The following is a 19,575-nucleotide window of genomic DNA, read 5'->3' as shown; positions in this document are numbered from 1 at the left end:
CCTCACTACTTCACAATCACCAGCTCCACGCGTCGGTTGAGCCGGCGGGTTTCTTCCCGCGCATTCGAAAACTTCGGCTTGGTGCCGCCAAAGCCCACGGTGGTGATGCGCTTCTCGTCGACGCCGCGGCCCACGAGGTAGCGCTTCACTTCGGTCACCCGGTCTTCGGAAAGCTGCTGGTTTTTATCGGCCGGACCCACGTTGTCGGTGTGGCCTTCCAGGCGCACTTCGGTGCCCGGGCTGGCTTGCAGGGCAATGGCCAGCCGGTTGAGTTCGGTGTAGGACGAGCCCAAGAGCCCGGCTTTGCCCTGGGCGAAGATGATGCTGGGCAAATCAACTTTGGCTCCCACGGCGGCGGGCAGCAGCAGCAAATCGCGGCGCGGCGAACCGCTGGCCACGAGCGTGTCGCCCACCGTCAGGAAGCCGCCGCCCGTGGCCGAGAGGTAGTACTTGCCCGGCAGCAGCGACATTTGGTAGCCGCCCGTATTGTCGGCCCGGCTGGTGGCGTTGAACTGGGTGCCCGCCGCATTGGCCTGCAACACGGCCTTCACGATGGCGCCCGGCACTGGCTGCTTGGTGCGCGCATCCAGCACGCGGCCGGTTACGAAAGCGCGGGGCGAGGCCTCCGTGACCACCGCAACGGGCGCGGCGGGCAGGGAATCGGCCGGTACGGCGCGGCCCGTGCGCCAAATATCCTTGGTAGCGTTGGCCGTGGGCGAGGAAGCATAATACGCCGTTTTGCCATCCGGCGTCAGGCTGAGATAGGCATTGAAACCGGGGCCGTTCAGGGCCGGGCCCAGGTTGCGGGGCTCACTCCACCGGGTCCAGCTCTCGTCGAGGCGCTGGCTCACGAATAAATCGGCCGAGCCGTAACCCATGTGGCCGTAAGAGGCAAAATAGAGGGTTTTGCCATCCGGCGTCAGCCAGGGCGCAAAGTCAAAACCCGGCGAGTTCAGCACCGGCCCCAGGGTTTTGGGCTCGGTGTAGCCCCCGCTCCCATCGGGCCGGCTCAGGTAAATGTCATTACCGCCCTCCGAGTCGCCGCGCTCCAGCGAAAGCAGCATGATTTTCTCATCCCTGGAAACAAAAAAACCCGAACCGGGCACGGCCGTGTAATAATTCGCGACCCGGACCGGGTCGGGCTTGAAGTTTTTGGTGGGGCCGGCGGTAGCGGCCGCGCGGGTGGCTTTGCTCAGGCCCTCGTCGCGCGAGGTGCCCACTTCGTAAGTACCCCGCATATAAAGCGTTTGGCCTTCGGCGCCAGCCACGGCCACCACCTCGTTGTTTTGGGGCGTGTTGATGGCATCGAGCCGGGTGATGGGGCCCCAGGTTTGGCCCTTGTCGGCGCTGCGGCTCAGCCACGCGTCGCCCGAATCGGTGTTGCCTTCGGTATTGCCCGCAAACTTGGTGCGCGCGAAATACAGCGAGTTGCCATCCGGGCTCATGATGGGGTTCACCTCATTGCCCGGCGAATTCACCGGGCCGGCCAGTAGCTGTGGCGGACCAAAGGGCGACGGGCCGTCCAGCACGTTCAGGCGCAGCAGAAACAGGCGCCACTGCTGGCTGGCCCGGCCATTGCCTTTTTGGGCCAACACGGGCGTCCCGTTGAATTTATCGGCCGCCGCCAGGGCGGCGCAACGGGCCTCGCTCTTGTTTTCTAGCTGATAGCTGCCGGCCGGGCCGGCCGGCACCAGCCGCCACTGCTGCTCGGCGCTGCCCTGAAACGGGCGCTGCACGAGGGCCATATTTTCGCCGGCCTTGCCCACGGTGAGGCACTGGGTGCTGTGGCGCGCCTCAATGCGGTAGTACTCGCTGCCCGCCCGCATGGGTACAAAGCGCCATTGCTGGCTGGGGGCGTGCGTGAACTCCCACTGCACCGCCGGCGCTCCGCTGGCGGTGCTGGCGCTGGCAATGTCCAGGCTCCGCCCGCTGCCGCGATTAACCAATCCATAATACGCCCGCTCATCGGGCACGAAAGACGCTTGGGCGTGGGCAAGAAGAGGCAGCAGCAGAAACAGCGAAAGCAGTCGAAACATCAGTTGGGGCGCGCAGGAAGGGAGCACGCGTGGGTGAACGATGCAAAAGAACGGCGGGAAAGGCGAAATGCGCCACCGTGGACCGCGACAACGCAAAAGAGCCGCAATATCTTGCGGCTCTTCACGTAAGTATTATGGACGCACGAGAATGAAACGGTGGCGGGGTCACGTCCCCAAACGGCTCCTACTCATTGGCCACTGTTGGCATGGCCCTACAAGCCATATTTGCTGCGGAACTTCTTCTCCAAATACGTCTGCTTGTTTTCCAGGGAGATGCTGCGACCATCAATAAATGCCCGCGACACGGCGTTGGTGCGCATGTCGAGCAGGTCGCCTTGGCTGAGCACCAGCGTGGCGCTTTTGCCAGCTTCCAGCGTGCCGTAGTCTTTGTCGATGCCCATAATCTGAGCGGTGGTGAGGGTAACGGCGGTCAGGGCCTGCTCTTTGGTGAGGCCAAAAGCGGCGGCGGTACCGGCCACGAAAGCTAGGTTGCGCGAGCCGGCTGTTTCCTGGTCGCCCTGGTAGTCTAGGCAGAAGCGCACACCGGCGGCCTGCAGCTGCGCGGGTAGTTTGTAGGGCTGGTCGTAGTCGTCGGCGTCGCGGCGGGGCAGCGCGTGAATGCGCGACACCACCACGCTCACGTCGTTCTGCTTGAGGAAATCCAGCACCATCCAGGCGTCACGGGCACCTACCACGGCCACCTTCTGGGCACCCATACGCCGGGCAAAGCGCACCGATTCAATGATTTCCTTGCCGTAGTCGGCGTGCAGGTACAGGGTTTTGGAGCCGTCGAAAATGCCAGCCAGGGAAGCCAGGCGCAGGTTTTCCTTGCGGCCGGCGGGCAGCTGGCGGTAGGCATTGGCTTCGCCGAACAGCTGCTCGAGGTCGCGCAGTTGGGATTCACGGGCTTTTTGGCGGCGGTCCAGGGCAGTGGCGTCCTCGTTGGGGTTGAGCCGGAATATCATCTGGGGCCAGGTGAGGTGCTGGCCTTCATCGGCGCGCACCACGGCATCCTGCCAGTTCCAGGCATCAAGCTGCACCACGCTGCTTTGGCCCGAGAGCAGCCCGCCGCGCGGAGTGGGCTGGGCCAGCAATACGCCGTTGGTGCGCACGGTGGGCATGATGTCGGAGTCGGTGTTGTAGGCGATGATGGCGCGCACGTTGGGGTTCAGCGCGCCCACTTCCTGCTCGTCTACGGTGGCCCGGATGGATTCAACTTCGGTCAGGCCCATCGTCGTATTGGGCACAATCAGGCCTGGGTACAACTGTTGTCCGGCCGCGTCGATGGTTTCGTAGCCGGCTTTGTCCTGCGTGAAGCCCGCGGCAGGGCCTGCGTAGGTCAGGCGGCCTTTGTCGAATGCCACCGTGGCATTGGGCACCACGGTGCCGTTGCCCACGTGCAACGTGGCGCCCGTGATGAGCATCGGCTTGCTCTGCGGCAGCGCCGGCGTAGGCACCTGAGCGAAGGCGGTGAAAGCAGTACTAGCTAAAGCGAGGGTTAGGGAAATGCGCATAGGAGTCGTTATTCAGCTAGTTCTTTTTCTTGGCCCAGGGTATCGCAGTGCCACAGGCCCTGCGCTTTGCTCGGGGCCGACTGGGTGGGCGCGCCGCCTTTTTTGGCGGTCAGCATGGCCTGCACGATGCGCTGCCGCTCCTTCTGGATGTCGGCCCGCAAAGCCGCATCGGCGGTGAGGCTGAACATCTCGCGGCCGTCTACGAAGGTGTATTCAGGCCGGGCGTAGATGCTCAGGGGGTTGTCGGTCCAGAGCACCACATCGGCGTCTTTGCCTTCCTTGATGGAGCCCATCTTGCCGTCGAGGTGCAGCATTTTGGCCGGGTTGATGGTCACCAAGCGCAGGGCTTCCTCCTCCGTCAGGCCGCCGTACTTCACGGTTTTGGCAGCCTCCTGGTTGAGGCGGCGGCTCATTTCGGCGTCGTCAGAATTGATGGCAACGTTCAGCCCGGCTCGCGTCATGATGGCGGCGTTATAGGGAATGGCGTCGCGCACTTCGTTTTTGTAAGCCCACCAGTCGGAGAAAGTGCTGGCGTTGGCGCCGTGGGCTTTCATCTTGTCGGCCACCTTGTAGCCCTCCAGAATGTGGGTAAAGGTGTTTACCTTGAAGCCCATGCGGTCGGCCACGCCCAGCAGCATGTTTATCTCACTCTGCACGTAGCTGTGGCAGGTGATGAACCGCTGGCGATTCATGATTTCGACCAAGGCATCGAGCTCCAGGTCGCGGCGCGGACCTTCGGTTTTCTGCTGCTTGCTTTTGCTGAGCTTGTTGTAGGCAGCCATTTCTTTTTCGTACTCCTTGGCGCGGGTGAAGGCATCCATGAACACCTGCTCGGTGCCCATGCGCGTCTGCGGGAAGCGCAGCACGTTCATTTCGCCCCAGTTGCTCTGCTTCACGTTTTCACCCAGCGCAAACTTGATGAAGCCCGGCGCGCCGGCAATTTGCATGGCTTCGGGCGTGGCGCCCCAGCGCATTTTCACCAGCGCCGACTGCCCGCCGATGGGGTTGGCCGAGCCGTGCAGCAGTTGCGCGGCCACCACGCCGCCGGCCAGGTCGCGGTAAATGCCCACGTCCTCATTGTCCACCACGTCGCTCACGCGCACTTCGCTGGTCACGGCCTGGGTACCTTCGTTCACGCCGCCGGCCACGGCAATGTGCGAGTGCTCATCGATAATGCCCGGCGAAAGGTGCTTGCCGGTGCCGTCGATGCTACGGCCGCCTTTGGGCAGGGCCAGGCTTTTGCCAATTTTCGAGATTTTGCCGTTCACCAGCAGCACGTCGGTGTTTTCGAGCTTGCCAGCGACCTCGCTGGTCCACACCGTAGCGTTTTTGATGAGCGTGGTTTGCTGGCTGGGCATTTCGGCCCGGCCGTAGGCGGCGAAGGGAAACAGCACGCTGCCCACCACCGGCAGCGGCATGACTTTGGCCGAATCGCGCCGGGCGGCGCGGCTGGCTTCTTCCAGGCGCACGGCGCGCCACTTCACGGGCGTGCCGTCGGCCAGCAGGCCATCGCCCTGGAATACCCGGCCCTCCTGCGTGTAGTAGCCGCTCAGGCGGACCGAGCCGGCAGCTGCGTCGGGTTTCTTGGGCTCGGCTGCTTTGGCGCCTCTCCCCTTTTGCTTGTCGTTGGGGTTAAAAACCACCGTGGCCATGTCGCTGGTCACCGTCATGTTGCCGCGGATGGTGTCGCCGGCGGTGGGCACGATTTTCAGCTCCGGCGCCTCGGGCTTGCCCTGAATCAGGAACCGGCCTTCGGGCTGCTCGCCGATTTTAAGAGTGTACACGCCGCGGTAGTCGGCCGGCACCGTGGTCAGCTGGTAGCGCTCGCCCTGCACCCAGTTGTCAAGCAGCACGTTGTCGTCGGCCAGGAAGCGGGCCGAGCACACCACGAAATTGGCTTCCATGCCCGGCTTCAGGGCGCCGATGCGGTCCTGGGCCCGGAGCAGGCGGGCGGGGGTTTCGGTGAGGGCCTGCAGCGCGGCTTGTTCGCTTAGGCCGTACTGCACGGCCTTGCGCAGGTTGGGCAAAAACTTCTTTTTGTCTTTGAGGTCGGCGGCGGTGAGCACAAACGGCACCCCGGCCTGGCTCAATCTGGCCGCATTGGCGGGCGCTAGCTCCCAGTGCTTTAGGTCTTCGAGCGGAATGCGCAGGGCGTCGTACACGTCCTCCACGTTGTAGGCATCGGGGTAGTTGAGGGCCAGCACAAAGGTGGCGCCCGTGGCTTTCAGGTCGTTGAGGCGCTGGTACTCATCGCCGCGCCCCTTGATGACGTACTGCTGGCCGGCCTCATCGCCCACCTTATCGGCCCGCAAGGCCGAGAGCTTGTCGCTGGCCTGGAAGATTGCCGGCAGCGCTTTTTGCTGGCTCAGAGCCTGCAGCGACAGGTTTTGCTCGCGGCGAGGGTTGCGCTGGTTCCATTGGGCATCGAGGTAGGTTTGACGCAGCAGCGCAATGCTGCCCATCAGCGAGCCGGGGTAGTCCTGGGTGCTGCTTCCTTTTTCGAAGGACAGCCCGGAAGCAGCCTTTTCCAGCAGCATCACCTCGTTTTCCTTGCGGTTGGTGTTCAGGCTGACCAAGGCGGCCGTGCCGCGCATAATGCCGTCGGCCTGCTGGGTGAGCACCGCCCCAAAGCCCAGGGCCCGGTAGGCGCCGGCCTGCTCGTTGTTGACCTTAAACTGCTCGGCGGCGTTCACTTCGGGGTGAATGGCCTGGTTCCAGTTGTAGGCGCCAACTTTTTGGGTATCGAACTGCGGGGGCACGCGGCGGCCCTGGCGCTCGGCGGCCTTTACTTCGGGCACGCCGTAGCTCGTGAACACGTCCACCAAACCGGGATAGATGAACTTGCCGCGCACATCCTGCACCACGGCACCCGTCGGTATTTTCACCTTGGTGGCGGGGCCCGCGGCCACCACTTTGCCGTCCTTAATTATAAGCGTGGCGTCGTTGATTTGGGTTTTGTAATCCGTAAACAGCGTGGCGTGGGTGAAGGCAAACACCCCCGGCCGCTGGTCGTACACGCCGTTGCGTGGGTAGGTGCCGGGCTGGGCCTGGGCCGCCCCGGCCGCTGCCATTATTACGGCCACTAGGGCCACTTCAGAGGAAATTTTCGCCATATAAAAAGCAGACAATTGAAAGCCTAGTAGGCTTTGAAACACCAAGGATTGTGAGGTGTGAGGGCCAAATGTAATACCCGCTTCCAAGCACCTTGCTAATGGGTGCTATTTTTGAACCCTACCCCAGCCGTACTTGTGCGTATTTCTTTCATTACCGCTTTCTTAATTACCTCAAGCACGGGGCTTTTCCTGGCTTCGCCCGCTGTGCAGGCCCAGGTCCTTGTCCTTGCTGCGGCCGATACCGCGGGCCTCACCGCTCAGCTGCGCCAGCGGTGGCAGGCTTCTGATTTTCCGGGCTTTGCCGTGGCCGTGGTTCGGCCCGACGGCGTTGTTTACGAACACGGCTTTGGCTACGCCAACAAGGCGCTGAAAACGCCTTACACCCCGGCCACGGTGCAGGGCGTGGGTTCGGTCAGCAAAACGCTCATTGGCGTGGCACTGCTGCAAGCCGCGGCGGCGGGCCAATTGCGCCTCGACCAGCCGGTGAATGAGCTGCTGCCTTTTGCGGTGCACCACCCCTATTTTCCCAACCAACCCATCACGCTGCGCCAGCTGGCCACTATGACAGCGGGCCTCACCGAGAACCAGCGCTTTTATAGCAAGCACGCCTACACCAAGGGCACCGCCTCGGCGTTGAGCAGCGAGGAATACCTGCGCCGCACCCTGAGCCCCACCGGCCAGTGGTTCAGCCGCCGTCGGTTTCGGCCCTATGCGCCCGGCTCGTCCTATGCCTACAGCAACGAAAGCGCCGCCCTCGCGGCGCTGGCCATCGAAAAAGCCACCGGCCAGGCATTCAGCGAGTTCACGCGCCGGCACATTTTGCTGCCGCTGGGCCTCACCGATTCGGGTTGGAATTATGCCGAAATAGCCGCTAGCCAAATGGCCACGCTGTACAGCGCCAAGGGGAAAATTGTGCCGCCTTACTACACCATCACCTACCCCGATGGCGGCTTGCTCACCAGTGTTCACAGTTTGGGGCGCTACCTGCACAGCATTATCAACCCGGCCGTGAGGGGGGCGCCGCTGCCGCCAGCAGCGGTCGATTCGCTACTGAAGCCGCAGTTTGCGGCCGGCCGCATGCCCCGGCACCTGGACGCGGCCGAGCCGAATCAGGGCTTGCTCTGGGCGCACCGGCGCAATGGAACGGTGGGACACACCGGGGGCGACGCGGGCCTCACCAGCTTCCTATTTTTTGACCCTGTGACGCGAGTGGGCAAGATTTTAGTCACCAACACCGAGGTACAGCCCGGGCCGCGCAGCCTGAAGCAATTCAAAGCCATCTGGAAACTGCTGGACCAGGTGCACTAACCAGCCGCCGAGCTTTTGCGTACTAAATGGGCACCTCTTTCCCACTCAATCATCATGCGCAAAGGCACCAAAGTCACCTGGAAATACGGCACCGGCACGGCCACCGGCAAAATTGAGTCATTGCACAAAGAGCCCATCGCGCGCACCATCAAGGGGGCCGAAATACACCGCAACGGCTCGGCCAATGACCCCGCGCTGGTGATTGTGCAGGAAAACGGCGACCGGGTGCTGAAGCTCAAAAGCGAAGTAAAGCCGGCCGGTTGAGTACAGAGCCGGAATGCCAAGCACAACTTATATAGTATTCCAGCGAGCTATTTGACGTTCCATTAAGTGCAAAAAGCCCCGCTGGCATCAACCAGCGGGGCTTTTTATTTGGCAATTTAGCTCTTACAAGTTGTGCTTGTCGGGCTCGATGAAGGCTTGCTCTTCCATCTCAGTGGGCACTACCACAATGCCCTTTTGAAGCAGCGAGTTGCGCTTGCCGTAGAGGAAGTACACGATGAACCCGAGTATCATCCAGCCCAGGGCCACTTTCAGGGTGAAGGCGTCGAGCGCTACAATCAGCAGCAGGCAGATAAGCGCCCCCATCACCGGCACCAGCGGGAAGCTGGCCGACGAAAGCGGCGAGCGGAACGGCCGGGGCTGGTCGGGGTCGGAACGACGCATAATCCACACGCCCAAGCTCACCAGCACGAAGGCCAGCAGCGTCCCGAACGAGGTAAGGTCGCCGGCGAGCGAGCCGGGCACGAAAGCCGCGAACAGGCCCACGAACACCATCAGAATCAGGTTCGATTTGTAGGGCGTGTTGAAGCGGGGGTGCAGTTCCGAGAAGGCTTTGGGCATCAGGCCGTCTTTGGCCATCGAGAAGAACACGCGGCTCTGGCCCATGAGCATCACCAGCATTACCGACGAGAAGCCGAGCAGAATGGCCACCGTTACGGCCGTGCCCATCCACTCGTAGCCGGGCATGTGCGCCTTGATGGCGTACGTCACCGAAGCTTCGCCACCCAACGCGGGGTCGGCAAATTCGCGCCAGTTGGCAACGCCCGTCAGCACGTGGCCGAACAGGATGTAGAGCACCGTGCAAATAGCCAGCGAGCCGAGGATGCCGATGGGCATGTCGCGCTTGGGGTTTTTGGCTTCCTGCGCGGCCGTGCTCACGGCATCGAAACCGATGAAGGCAAAGAATACAATGGCGGCACCACCCAGAATGCCCCCGAAACCGTGCTTGTTCCAGGCAGAATACTCCCGTACCACTTCGCCGGCGGCGTTTTTCACAGGCTCGGCATTTTCAGGAATCAGGTAAGGCGTGTGGTTGGCGGGGTCGATAAACTGCCAGCCCACCGCGATGAACACCAGCACGATAACCACTTTCAGCACCACCACAACGGCGTTGAACAGCGCCGATTCCTGCGTGCCTTTTACCAGCAGCAAGCTCAGGGCCACAATGACCAGCAGCGCCGGCAGGTTGATGATACCGTGCTCGGTTACGCCGTTTACCACCGCGCTTTCGAAAGGCGAATGGCTGAGACTATACGGGATACTCGTCCCAAAAACCTCTAAGAGCTTGTTGAGGTATTCGCTCCAGGCAATGCTGACGGTGGCGGCGCCCAGCGCGTATTCCATAATCAGCGCCCAGCCGATAACCCAGGCCACAAACTCACCCATCGTGGTGTAGGCGTAGGTGTAGGCCGAGCCGGCAATGGGAATCATAGCCGCAAACTCAGCGTAACACAAACCGGCGAACACGCAGCCGATAGCGGCCACAATGAATGCCAGCGTAACACCCGGGCCCGAGGCCTGAGCCGCCGCCGCCGCAGTGCGCACAAACAGGCCGGCCCCGATGATGGCGCCCACGCCCAAGGCCACGAGGTTGCCCGCTCCCAGCGTTCGTTTTAGAGTACCGTGACCGGTGGAATTGGCCTCACCCAGAAGCACGGCCAACGGTTTTTTGGCGAAAATACTTGCCATTTGTTAAAGTTGAAGAAGGAAGAAGTGTGAAATAAAAATGACCGTTAAAGGAACCGTCGGTTGCCTCAACCATCAAAAATCGGTGGCAGCGGCAGCGGCGGGCCCGAAATATAGGCAGCAAAATCCCTCCCGCCCTGTTTTCGGGCAAACGGGAGCTCAACAATCCCGGGCTAGCCCTAGCTAAACCCGCCCACCTGCGCGGCATCTGCCTTCGCAGCTCAGGCCCATTGCCCCTGGTCTCATCCGAAGAAAATGGCCTTGGTGCTGCTAGCTTATCGAGCTGCTACTTCCGGCTCCTGCTTTGCCCAGGCGCCGGCTCGCAGCCTTCCCGTCCGGCCCGGCCAGCCGCACCGAATGGTAGGCTAAAACGTCCGATTGGTACAGGAAATGAGCCTGTTTATCGACGGATTCTCGCCTCCGCCGCCCTGGCATTATTCCTGGCATACGCCTTGCAAATACCCCAGCAAGTGAGAGAAAAAAGCCTGCCTCACTGCTCATTCAACTCCTTTAGTTTCTCCTTCTCCATGAAAAAGACCCTCGTTCTCCTCGCCGCGCTGGCCCTCACCACCGCTGGCACTAGTTTCGCCCAAACCGCTCCAGCCAAGGCAACTTACGCTAAAACCAAAACCCAGAAAACGCCCGCGCAGAAAGCCGACCACAAAGCCAGCAAAATGGCCAAGGAACTCGGCCTCACCGCCGACCAGGAAGCCCGTGTCGAGCAGCTTCTGCTGGCCCGCCAGCAGCAAGGCGCGGCCTTCAAAGCCAAGTACGGCACCGATAAAAAAGCCGGCTGTCCTGAGCGCAAAGCCGCTCACGAACGCTACCAGGCCCAACTTAAAAGCATTCTCACGGCCGACCAATACGCCAAGTTCAGCCAGCGGCAGGACGAGCACCGCGGCCACGGCAAAGGCCAGCATGGTGGCAAAATGAAGATGAAGGCCAAAGCCTAAAGCCTTGCCCGCCCCGGCCTTGCTAAAAGCCCCAGCTCACACGGCTGGGGCTTTTCTGTGTTTTTGGCCAAACTGAACAAAGCCCTTCGTTCCGCTACTTGCTTATATTTGGCTTGGCCACCCGGCTCAGTTTTTCGCCATTTATCTGTTCCCAACCATGCCTCCCCTCCCCAGTAGCACGGCCTCGGCCGTGCAAATCCAGCAGTTTTACGACAAGGGCCTGGCCCACGCCAGCTACGCCGTGCGCTGCGGCCGGCAGGTCGTCATCATCGACCCCGCCCGCGACCCGCAGCCCTACTACGATTTTGCCGACGAGCACGAGGCCAACATCATTGCCGTGATTGAGACCCACCCGCACGCCGATTTCGTGTCGTCGCACCTGGAAATTGCCGAAGAAACCGAGGCCGACATCTACTGCAGCAAGTTGGTCGGCGCCAAGTACCCCCACAAAACGTTCGACGACGGCGACCGCATCACCCTGGGCAATGTCGAGCTGCACGCCATCAACACCCCCGGCCACTCGCCCGATAGCATCAGCATTCTGCTGATGGACGAGTTGGCCCAGAGCCGGGCCGTGTTCACCGGCGACACGCTGTTTGTGGGCGACGTGGGCCGCCCCGACCTGCGCGAGGAGGAAGCCGTAGGCGGCCACAAGCGCGAGGAACTGGCCGCCCAGCTTTACCGCAGTACCCGCAACAAACTCATGACCCTGCCCGGTGCTACGCGGGTGTACCCCGCCCACGGCCCCGGCTCGCTCTGTGGCAAAACCACCAGCACCGACCTCGACAGCACCATCGCCAAGGAGCTGAAAACCAACTATGCCCTGCAACCCATGTCGCAGGAGGATTTCATCAAAGTGCTGCTCGAAGACCAGCCCTTCGTGCCCAAATACTTTGGCCACGATGTGAAACTGAACAAGCAGGGCGCCCCCAGCTTCGAGGATAGCATCCGGGCGGTGCCGCATCCCAGCAGCACCGCCGCCCTGGAGCCCAGCGTGCTGGTTATCGACACGCGACCGGCTGCCAAATTCCGCGCCGGCCACTTGCCGGGCGCCATCAACCTACAGGACGGCGGCAAGTTTGAAACCTGGCTGGGTTCGGTCGTTGGCCCCACCGAAAAGTATTACCTGCTCGCCGATTCGCAGATTGCGCTGGACATTGTCATTCGCAAGACCGCCAAAATTGGCTACGAAGGCAATATTCAAGGTGCCATGCTGGTACCGCTGCAACTGCCTGCCATCGCCCCTACGGTCGATGTGGAAGCGGTGCGGCAGCACCCCGAAGCCTTCACCATTGTGGACATTCGCAACCACGCCGAGGCCAAGGTGCCCGTGTTCGAAAATGCCGTGGTTATTCCGCTGCCTGAGCTGCGCGAACGGGCCCGCGAGATTCCGACCGACAAGCCCATCCTGGTGCATTGTGCCGGTGGCTACCGCTCGGCAGCGGGCGCCAGCATTGTGCAGCAAGCGCTGCCCGGTGCGGAGGTGCTGGATTTAGGCGAGGCCATTACGGAGTTTCAGAAGCAGGTGGTGCATTAGAACATACAGCAAAAAAATAGCGGCAAGCATCCTAATTTTGGAATGCTTGCCGCTATTTTTTTACACCAAAATGAACAGCAATGCAAATGCTTTACCCATCTAAAAAGATAACGCAGCAACATGAACGGCCTTAAAAAACACAGAGGACTTAAACGATACTATAAAAACCTTGCAATCGAAAACGACCTGGATAAATTTAAATGGCTTGACCTTGACAATTCCGAAACGTGGCGTTACGATTGGCATCTGCACTTTGACTGGTATGGCTACGGCAACAACAGTTTCAAGAGGAGAGAACCTCACTTAGACAAGCTGTTTAGGCACTTTAACATCCTTATTGACAGGACAAAAAATATAAAATCCGATTTTCAGCTTTATTCGATTTTGCTTGATTTCAACAGTTCAAGTGACGCATTATTCTTTCATACACCAATCCCAAACAATACGCAGTTTCTATTTAAAATATCCGACTTGCAATTGACAACAACGTTGAAAAACAACGAACTCAATAACTATATTAATGCTTTGGAAGGCTATGAAAAACTCTATGGAAAAGCTGGAGAAGCCTTCTGTTTACTATTCAAGAAAGATTTAGGACAACCTTTTTGATTAAAGAAAAGCTAACTCTTTTTTGGTTTCCCATTTCTCCCCCGCCTGGGTATCTTCGTAATTATCTCTACCCTATGCGCGTCCTTCATACCGCCGACTGGCACCTCGGCCAGCACTTCCTCACGGGCCAGGAACGCACCACCGAGCAACAAGCCTTTCTCGAATGGCTGCTGCTCACAGTGAAAGCCCAAGGCATTGAGGTGCTCGTCATTGCCGGCGACATTTTTGATACCCAAACGCCGTCCTACACGGCGCAGGAGCTGTATTACACCTTTTTGGTGAAGATGCAGGCCACCGGCTGCCGCGATATTGTGGTGGTGGGCGGCAACCACGACTCGCCCACCATGCTCAACGCCTCGCGGCAGTTGCTGCGGCAACTGCGCATCCACGTAGTGGGCGGCGTGCCCACCGACCCCGCCGAGCAGGTGCTGTACCTGAACGCCGCCAATGGCCTGCCGGGGCTGGTGGTGTGCGCGGTGCCATTTCTACGCGACCGCGACATCCGGCTGGCCGTGGCCGGCGAAACACTCGACGACCGGCAAATCCGCATCCGCCAGAGCATTGCCGGGCACTACACCGCCCTGGCCGAGTGTGAAGCCGTGCAAAAGCAACGCGAGCAGGACGTGCCCGTGCTGGCTACCGGCCACCTCTACGCCGCTGGCGGCGAAGCCCGCGAAGGCGCCGAGCGCGACGTACACATTGGGGGCCTGGGCTTGGTGGGCGCCGAGCACTTCCCGGCCGCATTCGACTACGTGGCCCTGGGGCACCTGCACCGCCCGCAGGTAGTGGGCGGGCGGGCGCACATCCGCTACTCCGGCTCGCCGGTGCCGCTCTCGTTCACCGAGGCCGATGACAAGCAACAGGTGCTGCTGCTGGAATTCAAGGGGGCGGGCGCGCCCACCATCACGGCCCTGCCCGTGCCGGTAACGCGCCGCCTGCAGCGCTTTCACGGCACGTTGGACGAAGTCGAAGCGGATATTCTGGCTTTTGACAATTCCGCCTTCCAACTCGTGGCCTGGGCCGACGTGCTGGTGCGCTCCGACGAAACGCCCGCCGAAGTCCAGCGCCGGGTGCAGGCCGTATTGCAGCTGCAAAAAGCCCAGGTGCTGGCTCCCCGCGGCGTGCGCCACCAGCGCGCCACCGAAGTCCCCGACCTGGCCGATGGTGCCCTGCCGCTGGCCTTGCTGCACGAATTAACCGTGGAAGAAGTGTTTGGCCGGCGCGTGGCCGGCCTGCCGCCCGAGCGCGCCGCCACCCTCACTGCCACCTTTGGCGAGCTGCGCCAGCTGCTGGCCGAAGCCGACCCGCAAGCCTGGGCAGGCCAGGAGTAACTAGGCGCCGCCGGACGGTTTTCGTGCCAGCAACCAGATTCCGCCCAGCACCAGGGCTGCTACTCCTGCCGCTACGGCCCCTTGCGAAACGCGCGTTGCAGGGGCCGTGGAAACCACTGGGCGGGCAATGTCAACGTCGCGGAACGCCTCGCCGGCGGTTGCGGCCAGAATCAACCGGATGGTTTCGGCCGGCTGGTCCCACTGCGGAAAGTGGCCGCATTGCTCGAACCAATAGAGGCGGGCGTCGGGGAATTTTTTGAGGGCGCGCTTTGCCTGGCCGGGGAAGCATACCCGGTCTTGGCGTCCCCAGCCGATGACGAGCGGGCTGCTGATGGAGCCCTTCGCCGCGCCTTGCTGTTCCTCGCCGTAGGCCAGGTTCCCCAGCAGCTCATCAAACGACGGGGAGTGCGCGAAGCTGCGCATTTCGTCGAGCGCAACGGGAGCCGGCACCTGCCACGGGTGGGCCGAAAACTGGGCAAACAGCAAGGTGCGGGTACCGGCATTGCCGGTGAGGAAGGGCATGGCGGGCTGCAAGGCCCGCACCAGCTTGGTTGAGAGGGCCACGCTGTGGTAAAAAACGGGGATTTCCCAGCCTTTCCAAAACCCGCCGGGGTCCAGCGACACCACTGCGCCCAGCACCCCGCCGCGCCGGGCCAGCTCCAGCACCAGCCGGGCGCCCATTGAGCTGCCCACCGCGTCGATGCCCAATAGGCCGTGCGCTTCCAGAAAATCCGTCACGGCATCGGCCAGCGTGCTGATGGTAACGGGGCCGGTGAGCGGGGGCGTGTTGCCGAAACCGGGCAGGTCTACAGCAATGACCTCGCGTGCTCTGGCAAGGTCGTCCAGCACGGTTTGCCAGGACCGCCAGCTGCCCCCAATGCCGTGCAGCAGCAACAGGGGCTTTCCCGCCCCGCGTCGAACGTAATTCATAGTCGAATGCCTTATAAGTAAATAGAAACCGCTGCCTGGCCCCAAGGCCAGAGGGCCCGCTTCTTCAACGAGTAACCTCGCTGCCTGGTTAGTATAAACGCCCCCCGTTGGCAGCGCTGCGGAAACGCTGCCCGGCGTTATTGCTTTTTTAGGTGGGCTTGGTGCCGGGGCTGCCGTACCTTCGGGATGTATTGATGGGAAAAGTCTTCGCATGAAAATTATCAGCGTCCGCTTCGCTAACCTTAACTCGCTCCCCGGCCCGTTTCTGATTCGCTTCGATGAGACGCCCCTGGCGGATACGGGGCTGTTTGCCATAACTGGCCCCACCGGCGCGGGCAAAAGCACGCTGCTCGATGCCATTTCCGTGGGCCTCTACGGCCGGGTGCCGCGCCACGACCGGCAAGTGGGCGAAATGGTGAGCCGCCACGCCAAGGATGCCTTTTCGGAGGTAGAATTCGAAGTACACGAAACCAACCCCGACACCGGCGTGGTGGACCGCGTGCGCTACCGCTCGCGCTGGGAAGTAAAACGCAAAGTGCGCGGCGAAGACAAAGGCAGCCTCAACGCCGATGCCATGAGCTTGGTAATGAGCCCCTCGAACGTGGCTGTAATCAGTGGCAAAGAGGCCGTGCCGAAACGCGTGGGCGAGTTATCGGGACTCGATTTTGGGCAGTTTGAGCAGTCCGTGCTATTGAGCCAGGGCAAGTTTGCGCGCTTCCTGCACGCTCCGGAAAAAGAGCGCAGCGCTCTGCTGGAGAAGATGACCAACGTGGGCATTTATTCGCGGCTGTCGGTGGCAGCGTTTGAAAAAGCCAAAGAAGAAGAACTGAAAACCAAGCTGCTGCGCGCCAAGCTGGATGCTACGCGCTTGCTTTCGGAGGAAGAAAGAGGCGAGCTCGAAACCCAGCTCGACGTGCTGCACCAGCACGCCGAGCAGCACTACGAGGAGCAACAGGAGCTGACCATCGGCCTGACCTGGCGCACCATTCTGGACCAGCTAGACAAGCAACTGCGCGACACCGGCCGGGAACTGGAAACCCTGGCCCGGGCCGATGAAATGCTCCGGCCCGATTTTGCCCGGCTCGATGGCCACACCCGCGCCGCCGCCCTGGCCAAGCCGCTGGCGTTGGTGGCCGCCGCGCAGCAAGAGCTTGACCGCGACACCACCCGGCTGCGCGACTTGGAGCAGTCCCTGCCCCTGCTGGCCGAGGCTACCGCCGCCGCAGTGGCGGCCCACGGCGTTGCCACCGCGGCGCATGCCACGGCATTGGTTGAAGAAAACCGCCTGCGGCCGGTGCTCAGCAAAGCCCAGCAGCAGGACGCCGAGATTGCGGCGGCGCAACACCAATTGGGGCTGAAGCGCAAGGCCCAATCCCAAATCCAGCATGCCAGCGAAGACGCGGAAAAAGCATTGCGCCAGCAGACAGCGGAAATTGATAAGCTGCAAAGCCAGGACGCCATTCTGAAGCGTTGGCTCATTGACCACAGCGCCGAGATTGATTTAAAAAATCAAGTTCTTGCGTTAGACCGCGAAATCATCGATTTGCAGGGCGCCCAAAAGGAAATAGCCACCCGCGAGGCCCGCCGGACTGAATTGCGCAAGAACCAAAGCGAAGTTGCGGCCGACTTGCTTCGGCAGCGCGGCTTTGAAACAGATGCGCTGGCTCGCCAGCAGGCCATTAAGGACGAAGGCCAGCCGTGCCGCACCGAGCGCGACGCCCTGCTAAACGGCACCACGGCCGCCGCGCTGGCCCAGCACGCCGACGACCTCACCACCTACCAGCAAGGCTTGCAACAGCTGCTGCCCAAGGCCGAAGCCGTGCAGGAACAGCAAGCTCGGGCCGCTGCCCTGACCGTTCAAATCGACCAGGAAGCCCCGGCTCTGGCGGCAGCCGAAACGGCCGTAACCCACCTCGAAACCCGCCGGGCCGATGGCCAGCAGCTGCTCGAAAGCTACCGCCGCGAGCTACGCGCCCAGCAAGCGCTGGCCGACCTCAACGCCCACCGCCAGCACCTGCAACCCGGCCAGCCTTGCCCGCTATGCGGCGCGCTGGAGCACGCCTTCGGTGCCGATTTTGCCGCCGAAGCCGATGAGCAGGAACAACGCGTAACCCGCCAAGAGCAGGTCCTAACCACGCTGGATGATGAGCTGCGCCGCGCCACCGCCGCCTGCACCCGCCACCAAACCGAGCAGCGCCAACGCCTGCAGGTGCGGCAGGATGCAACAGCCGCCGCCGAAACGGCCTACCAACAGGCGGCCGAACTAGCTGCCACGCTGGTGCCCGCCCCCAGCCACCCCGCCGACCCAGCGTTGCTTCGGACGTTGTTGGCCGAAGCCACTGCCCAGCAGGCTGCCGCCGCCGCCAACCGCCGCCGGTTGGCAGTGCTCGACGAGAAACTGACTGAATTGCGGGAGAACTATTCGCAAGCGGGAGAAGCGGCCGCGGCGGCCCAGCGCGAGCTTCCGCGCCTGCTGGAACGGCAAGCGACCATGGACCAAGAGCTGGCCAGGCTGGAAGAGGAATTGGCGGAGTGGAACGAGCAAGCCACTATTTTCCAGCAAACCGTTCAGGATTTCCTGCGGCCCCACCGGCTTACCCTACCCGCACAGCCGCCCTACGACGGCCTCCTGGCCACGTTGCGCGAACGGGCCGATAACTACGAGGCTCAGGTGAACACCTTGACCGAGTTAGGGAAAACCTTATTGGAAAAGACCAGCGAGCACAAAGCCCGCGCCGAGGAACTGGAACGCAATAAAGTTCAGCTCGCAGCTGCTGCAGCCGCACTCGAAGCCGAACAGCAGGCCCTCGAGCAGCAGCAGGCCGCCCGCCACGCCTACTACCCCGGCCCCGACCCCAGCGGCGAAGCCGAGCAACTGCGGCTAGCCACCCAAAAGCTGGCCGATGAATCGACGCGGGCACAAAACCAGCTGGCCCGGCAGCAACAGGAGCTGGCCATCAAGCAAAATGCTCATGCCTCGCTGCAAGCCCAGCAGGCACAGCACGCCACGGCCCATTCTATCCGCCAAGCGGAGTTGATTGCAGCTCTGGCCGACGCCGGCATTGCGACAGCCACCGAGGCCCAGGCCCTGCTGCTACCACCGGCCGAGGCCGAGCGCCTGCAACAGCGCCGCCAGGACCACCTCACCGCCAAAGCTGCCGCCGCCCGCCGTCTCACCGACCTGACCGCAGAACTGAACTATCACGCCGAATCGGGCCTCACGCCTCTGAGCTCGGAGGAATTGACCGCGCAGTTGAGGGTGCTTGCAGCAGCTGGAGAAATTCTGCAGCAGCAGTTGGGCGCCGTGGGCAACCAGCTAAAACAGGACGACGACGCCCGGCAGCTGCAAGCCGATGGCCTGCGCGAGCTCCAGCAGCGCCAGCTGGAGGAGCAGCGCTGGCAGGACCTGAGCGAGCAAATTGGTTCGGCGCGGGGCGATAAGTTCAGCCAGTTTGCTCAGGGGCTTACCCTCACGCACTTGGCCCGGCTGGCCAACCTGCGCCTGCGCCAGCTCACCGGGCGCTACACCATCCTCAAAACGCCGCACCGCAACCTCGAGCTGCAAATCGTTGACCACGACCAGGCCGACACCGTGCGGCCCATGGCCTCGCTATCGGGCGGCGAAAGCTTTCTGGTGAGCCTGGCGCTGGCGCTGGGCCTGAGCGAACTGGCCGGCCACAAGGCCCGTATCGAGTCGCTGTTCATCGACGAAGGCTTCGGCACACTCGACCCCGAGGCGCTGAATACGGCGCTGGATGCGCTGGAGCGCCTGCAGCACTCGGGCAAGATGATTGGCATCATTTCCCATGTGGCGGACCTCAAAGACCGAATCGGCACCCAAATTCGGGTTCGGCCGGGCGCGGGCGGCAACAGCACCGTGCACCTTGTGGGCGTGATGGGCGACGAAACCAACTGCGCCGTGGAGTAGCGGCCGCCTATTTCTTGCCGCGCCGGTTCACGATGCGCTCCACGCGCTGCCGCCGAATCCAGCGCAGGTAGGTCTGGAGTTCCTCGGCACCCCGCAGGGCTTCCACCGACGGGTAGCGACGGGCCAAGTCGCGGTTGCTCAGGAAGCGGTGCACGCTGCTGTGGCAGGGCTGGCATAAGTCAACGATGGGCCCGTGTCGGCCGCCTTCTTCGCGGGGCACCAGGTGGTGACGCGACGTGGCCTGCACGTCGCGCTCGCAGAGGCCGCACCGGAGCGCGGCAGCCGAAGACTTCTTTGGCATTAATCCAAGCTGTGACATATGCTTTGCCATGTGGGATTGCATGTCGA

General features: G+C 62.1%; 13 protein-coding genes. 7 read left to right on the top strand and 6 right to left on the bottom strand.

Annotation, left to right across the window (positions count from 1 at the left end; genetic code table 11):
- Positions 1-5 precede the first annotated feature (5 nt).
- The 3 genes from I2I05_RS10740 to I2I05_RS10730 all read right to left on the bottom strand — a co-directional run bounded on the left by I2I05_RS10740 (position 6) and on the right by I2I05_RS10730 (position 6,663).
- Positions 6-2,036 (bottom strand): RICIN domain-containing protein, encoded by a 2,031-nt coding sequence (locus I2I05_RS10740; protein ID WP_196282248.1) that lies wholly within the window; start codon positions 2,034-2,036, stop codon positions 6-8.
- 212 nt (positions 2,037-2,248) lie between these two features.
- A complete protein-coding gene (locus tag I2I05_RS10735; RefSeq protein ID WP_196282247.1) occupies positions 2,249-3,550 on the bottom strand; it encodes an amidohydrolase family protein in 1,302 nt (433 codons plus the stop codon).
- Positions 3,551-3,558: 8 nt separating this feature from the next.
- Positions 3,559-6,663, bottom strand: coding sequence for an amidohydrolase family protein (locus tag I2I05_RS10730; RefSeq protein ID WP_196282246.1), 3,105 nt, complete (start codon positions 6,661-6,663; stop codon positions 3,559-3,561).
- Between the two features lie 135 nt (positions 6,664-6,798).
- Between I2I05_RS10730 and I2I05_RS10725 the strand changes: the two genes are divergently transcribed.
- Both I2I05_RS10725 and I2I05_RS10720 read left to right on the top strand, forming a co-directional pair.
- Positions 6,799-7,971 (top strand): serine hydrolase domain-containing protein, encoded by a 1,173-nt coding sequence (locus tag I2I05_RS10725; RefSeq protein WP_196282245.1) that lies wholly within the window; start codon positions 6,799-6,801, stop codon positions 7,969-7,971.
- 54 nt (positions 7,972-8,025) lie between these two features.
- Positions 8,026-8,235, top strand: coding sequence for a hypervirulence associated TUDOR domain-containing protein (locus tag I2I05_RS10720; RefSeq protein ID WP_196282244.1), 210 nt, complete (start codon positions 8,026-8,028; stop codon positions 8,233-8,235).
- A 123-nt stretch (positions 8,236-8,358) separates the two neighbouring features.
- Here I2I05_RS10720 and I2I05_RS10715 read toward each other — a convergent pair whose 3' ends face one another.
- Positions 8,359-9,942 carry an amino acid permease gene (locus I2I05_RS10715; protein ID WP_196282243.1) on the bottom strand — a complete coding sequence of 528 codons (1,584 nt, stop codon included), beginning with the start codon at positions 9,940-9,942 and terminating at the stop codon, positions 8,359-8,361.
- 524 nt (positions 9,943-10,466) lie between these two features.
- Here I2I05_RS10715 and I2I05_RS10710 point away from each other — a divergent pair.
- The 4 genes from I2I05_RS10710 (at position 10,467) to sbcD (ending at position 14,369) form a co-directional block, all read left to right on the top strand.
- Positions 10,467-10,892 (top strand): hypothetical protein, encoded by a 426-nt coding sequence (locus I2I05_RS10710; protein ID WP_196282242.1) that lies wholly within the window; start codon positions 10,467-10,469, stop codon positions 10,890-10,892.
- A gap of 157 nt (positions 10,893-11,049) precedes the next feature.
- Positions 11,050-12,429, top strand: a complete 1,380-nt coding sequence (locus I2I05_RS10705; RefSeq protein WP_230688275.1) for an MBL fold metallo-hydrolase — start codon at positions 11,050-11,052, stop codon at positions 12,427-12,429.
- A 120-nt stretch (positions 12,430-12,549) separates the two neighbouring features.
- Positions 12,550-13,038 carry a hypothetical protein gene (locus I2I05_RS10700; RefSeq protein WP_196282241.1) on the top strand — a complete coding sequence of 163 codons (489 nt, stop codon included), beginning with the start codon at positions 12,550-12,552 and terminating at the stop codon, positions 13,036-13,038.
- A gap of 74 nt (positions 13,039-13,112) precedes the next feature.
- Positions 13,113-14,369 (top strand): exonuclease subunit SbcD, encoded by a 1,257-nt coding sequence (sbcD, locus tag I2I05_RS10695; protein WP_196282240.1) that lies wholly within the window; start codon positions 13,113-13,115, stop codon positions 14,367-14,369.
- Here sbcD and I2I05_RS10690 read toward each other — a convergent pair whose 3' ends face one another.
- Positions 14,370-15,299, bottom strand: coding sequence for an alpha/beta fold hydrolase (locus I2I05_RS10690; protein ID WP_196282239.1), 930 nt, complete (start codon positions 15,297-15,299; stop codon positions 14,370-14,372).
- Positions 15,300-15,510: 211 nt separating this feature from the next.
- Between I2I05_RS10690 and I2I05_RS10685 the strand changes: the two genes are divergently transcribed.
- Positions 15,511-19,227, top strand: a complete 3,717-nt coding sequence (locus tag I2I05_RS10685; protein ID WP_196282238.1) for an AAA family ATPase — start codon at positions 15,511-15,513, stop codon at positions 19,225-19,227.
- A gap of 7 nt (positions 19,228-19,234) precedes the next feature.
- Here I2I05_RS10685 and I2I05_RS10680 read toward each other — a convergent pair whose 3' ends face one another.
- Positions 19,235-19,528 carry an HNH endonuclease family protein gene (locus tag I2I05_RS10680; RefSeq protein WP_196282237.1) on the bottom strand — a complete coding sequence of 98 codons (294 nt, stop codon included), beginning with the start codon at positions 19,526-19,528 and terminating at the stop codon, positions 19,235-19,237.
- Positions 19,529-19,575: the final 47 nt, after the last annotated feature.

Origin of the sequence: Hymenobacter jeongseonensis, assembly GCF_015694725.1 — a bacterium.
GTDB lineage: Bacteria > Bacteroidota > Bacteroidia > Cytophagales > Hymenobacteraceae > Hymenobacter > Hymenobacter jeongseonensis.
Note: the sequence above shows the minus strand (reverse complement) of the source record. Positions and strands in the feature narration are given on the sequence as shown.

Coding starts and splice junctions, on each gene's coding strand:
- I2I05_RS10740 (WP_196282248.1), bottom strand. CDS start 2,036: ATGTTTCGACTGCTTTCGCTGTTTCTGCTGCTGCCTCTTCTTGCCCAC.
- I2I05_RS10735 (WP_196282247.1), bottom strand. CDS start 3,550: ATGCGCATTTCCCTAACCCTCGCTTTAGCTAGTACTGCTTTCACCGCC.
- I2I05_RS10730 (WP_196282246.1), bottom strand. CDS start 6,663: ATGGCGAAAATTTCCTCTGAAGTGGCCCTAGTGGCCGTAATAATGGCA.
- I2I05_RS10720 (WP_196282244.1), top strand. CDS start 8,026: ATGCGCAAAGGCACCAAAGTCACCTGGAAATACGGCACCGGCACGGCC.
- I2I05_RS10715 (WP_196282243.1), bottom strand. CDS start 9,942: ATGGCAAGTATTTTCGCCAAAAAACCGTTGGCCGTGCTTCTGGGTGAG.
- I2I05_RS10710 (WP_196282242.1), top strand. CDS start 10,467: ATGAAAAAGACCCTCGTTCTCCTCGCCGCGCTGGCCCTCACCACCGCT.
- I2I05_RS10705 (WP_230688275.1), top strand. CDS start 11,050: ATGCCTCCCCTCCCCAGTAGCACGGCCTCGGCCGTGCAAATCCAGCAG.
- I2I05_RS10700 (WP_196282241.1), top strand. CDS start 12,550: ATGAACGGCCTTAAAAAACACAGAGGACTTAAACGATACTATAAAAAC.
- sbcD (WP_196282240.1), top strand. CDS start 13,113: ATGCGCGTCCTTCATACCGCCGACTGGCACCTCGGCCAGCACTTCCTC.
- I2I05_RS10690 (WP_196282239.1), bottom strand. CDS start 15,299: ATGAATTACGTTCGACGCGGGGCGGGAAAGCCCCTGTTGCTGCTGCAC.
- I2I05_RS10685 (WP_196282238.1), top strand. CDS start 15,511: ATGAAAATTATCAGCGTCCGCTTCGCTAACCTTAACTCGCTCCCCGGC.
- I2I05_RS10680 (WP_196282237.1), bottom strand. CDS start 19,528: ATGCCAAAGAAGTCTTCGGCTGCCGCGCTCCGGTGCGGCCTCTGCGAG.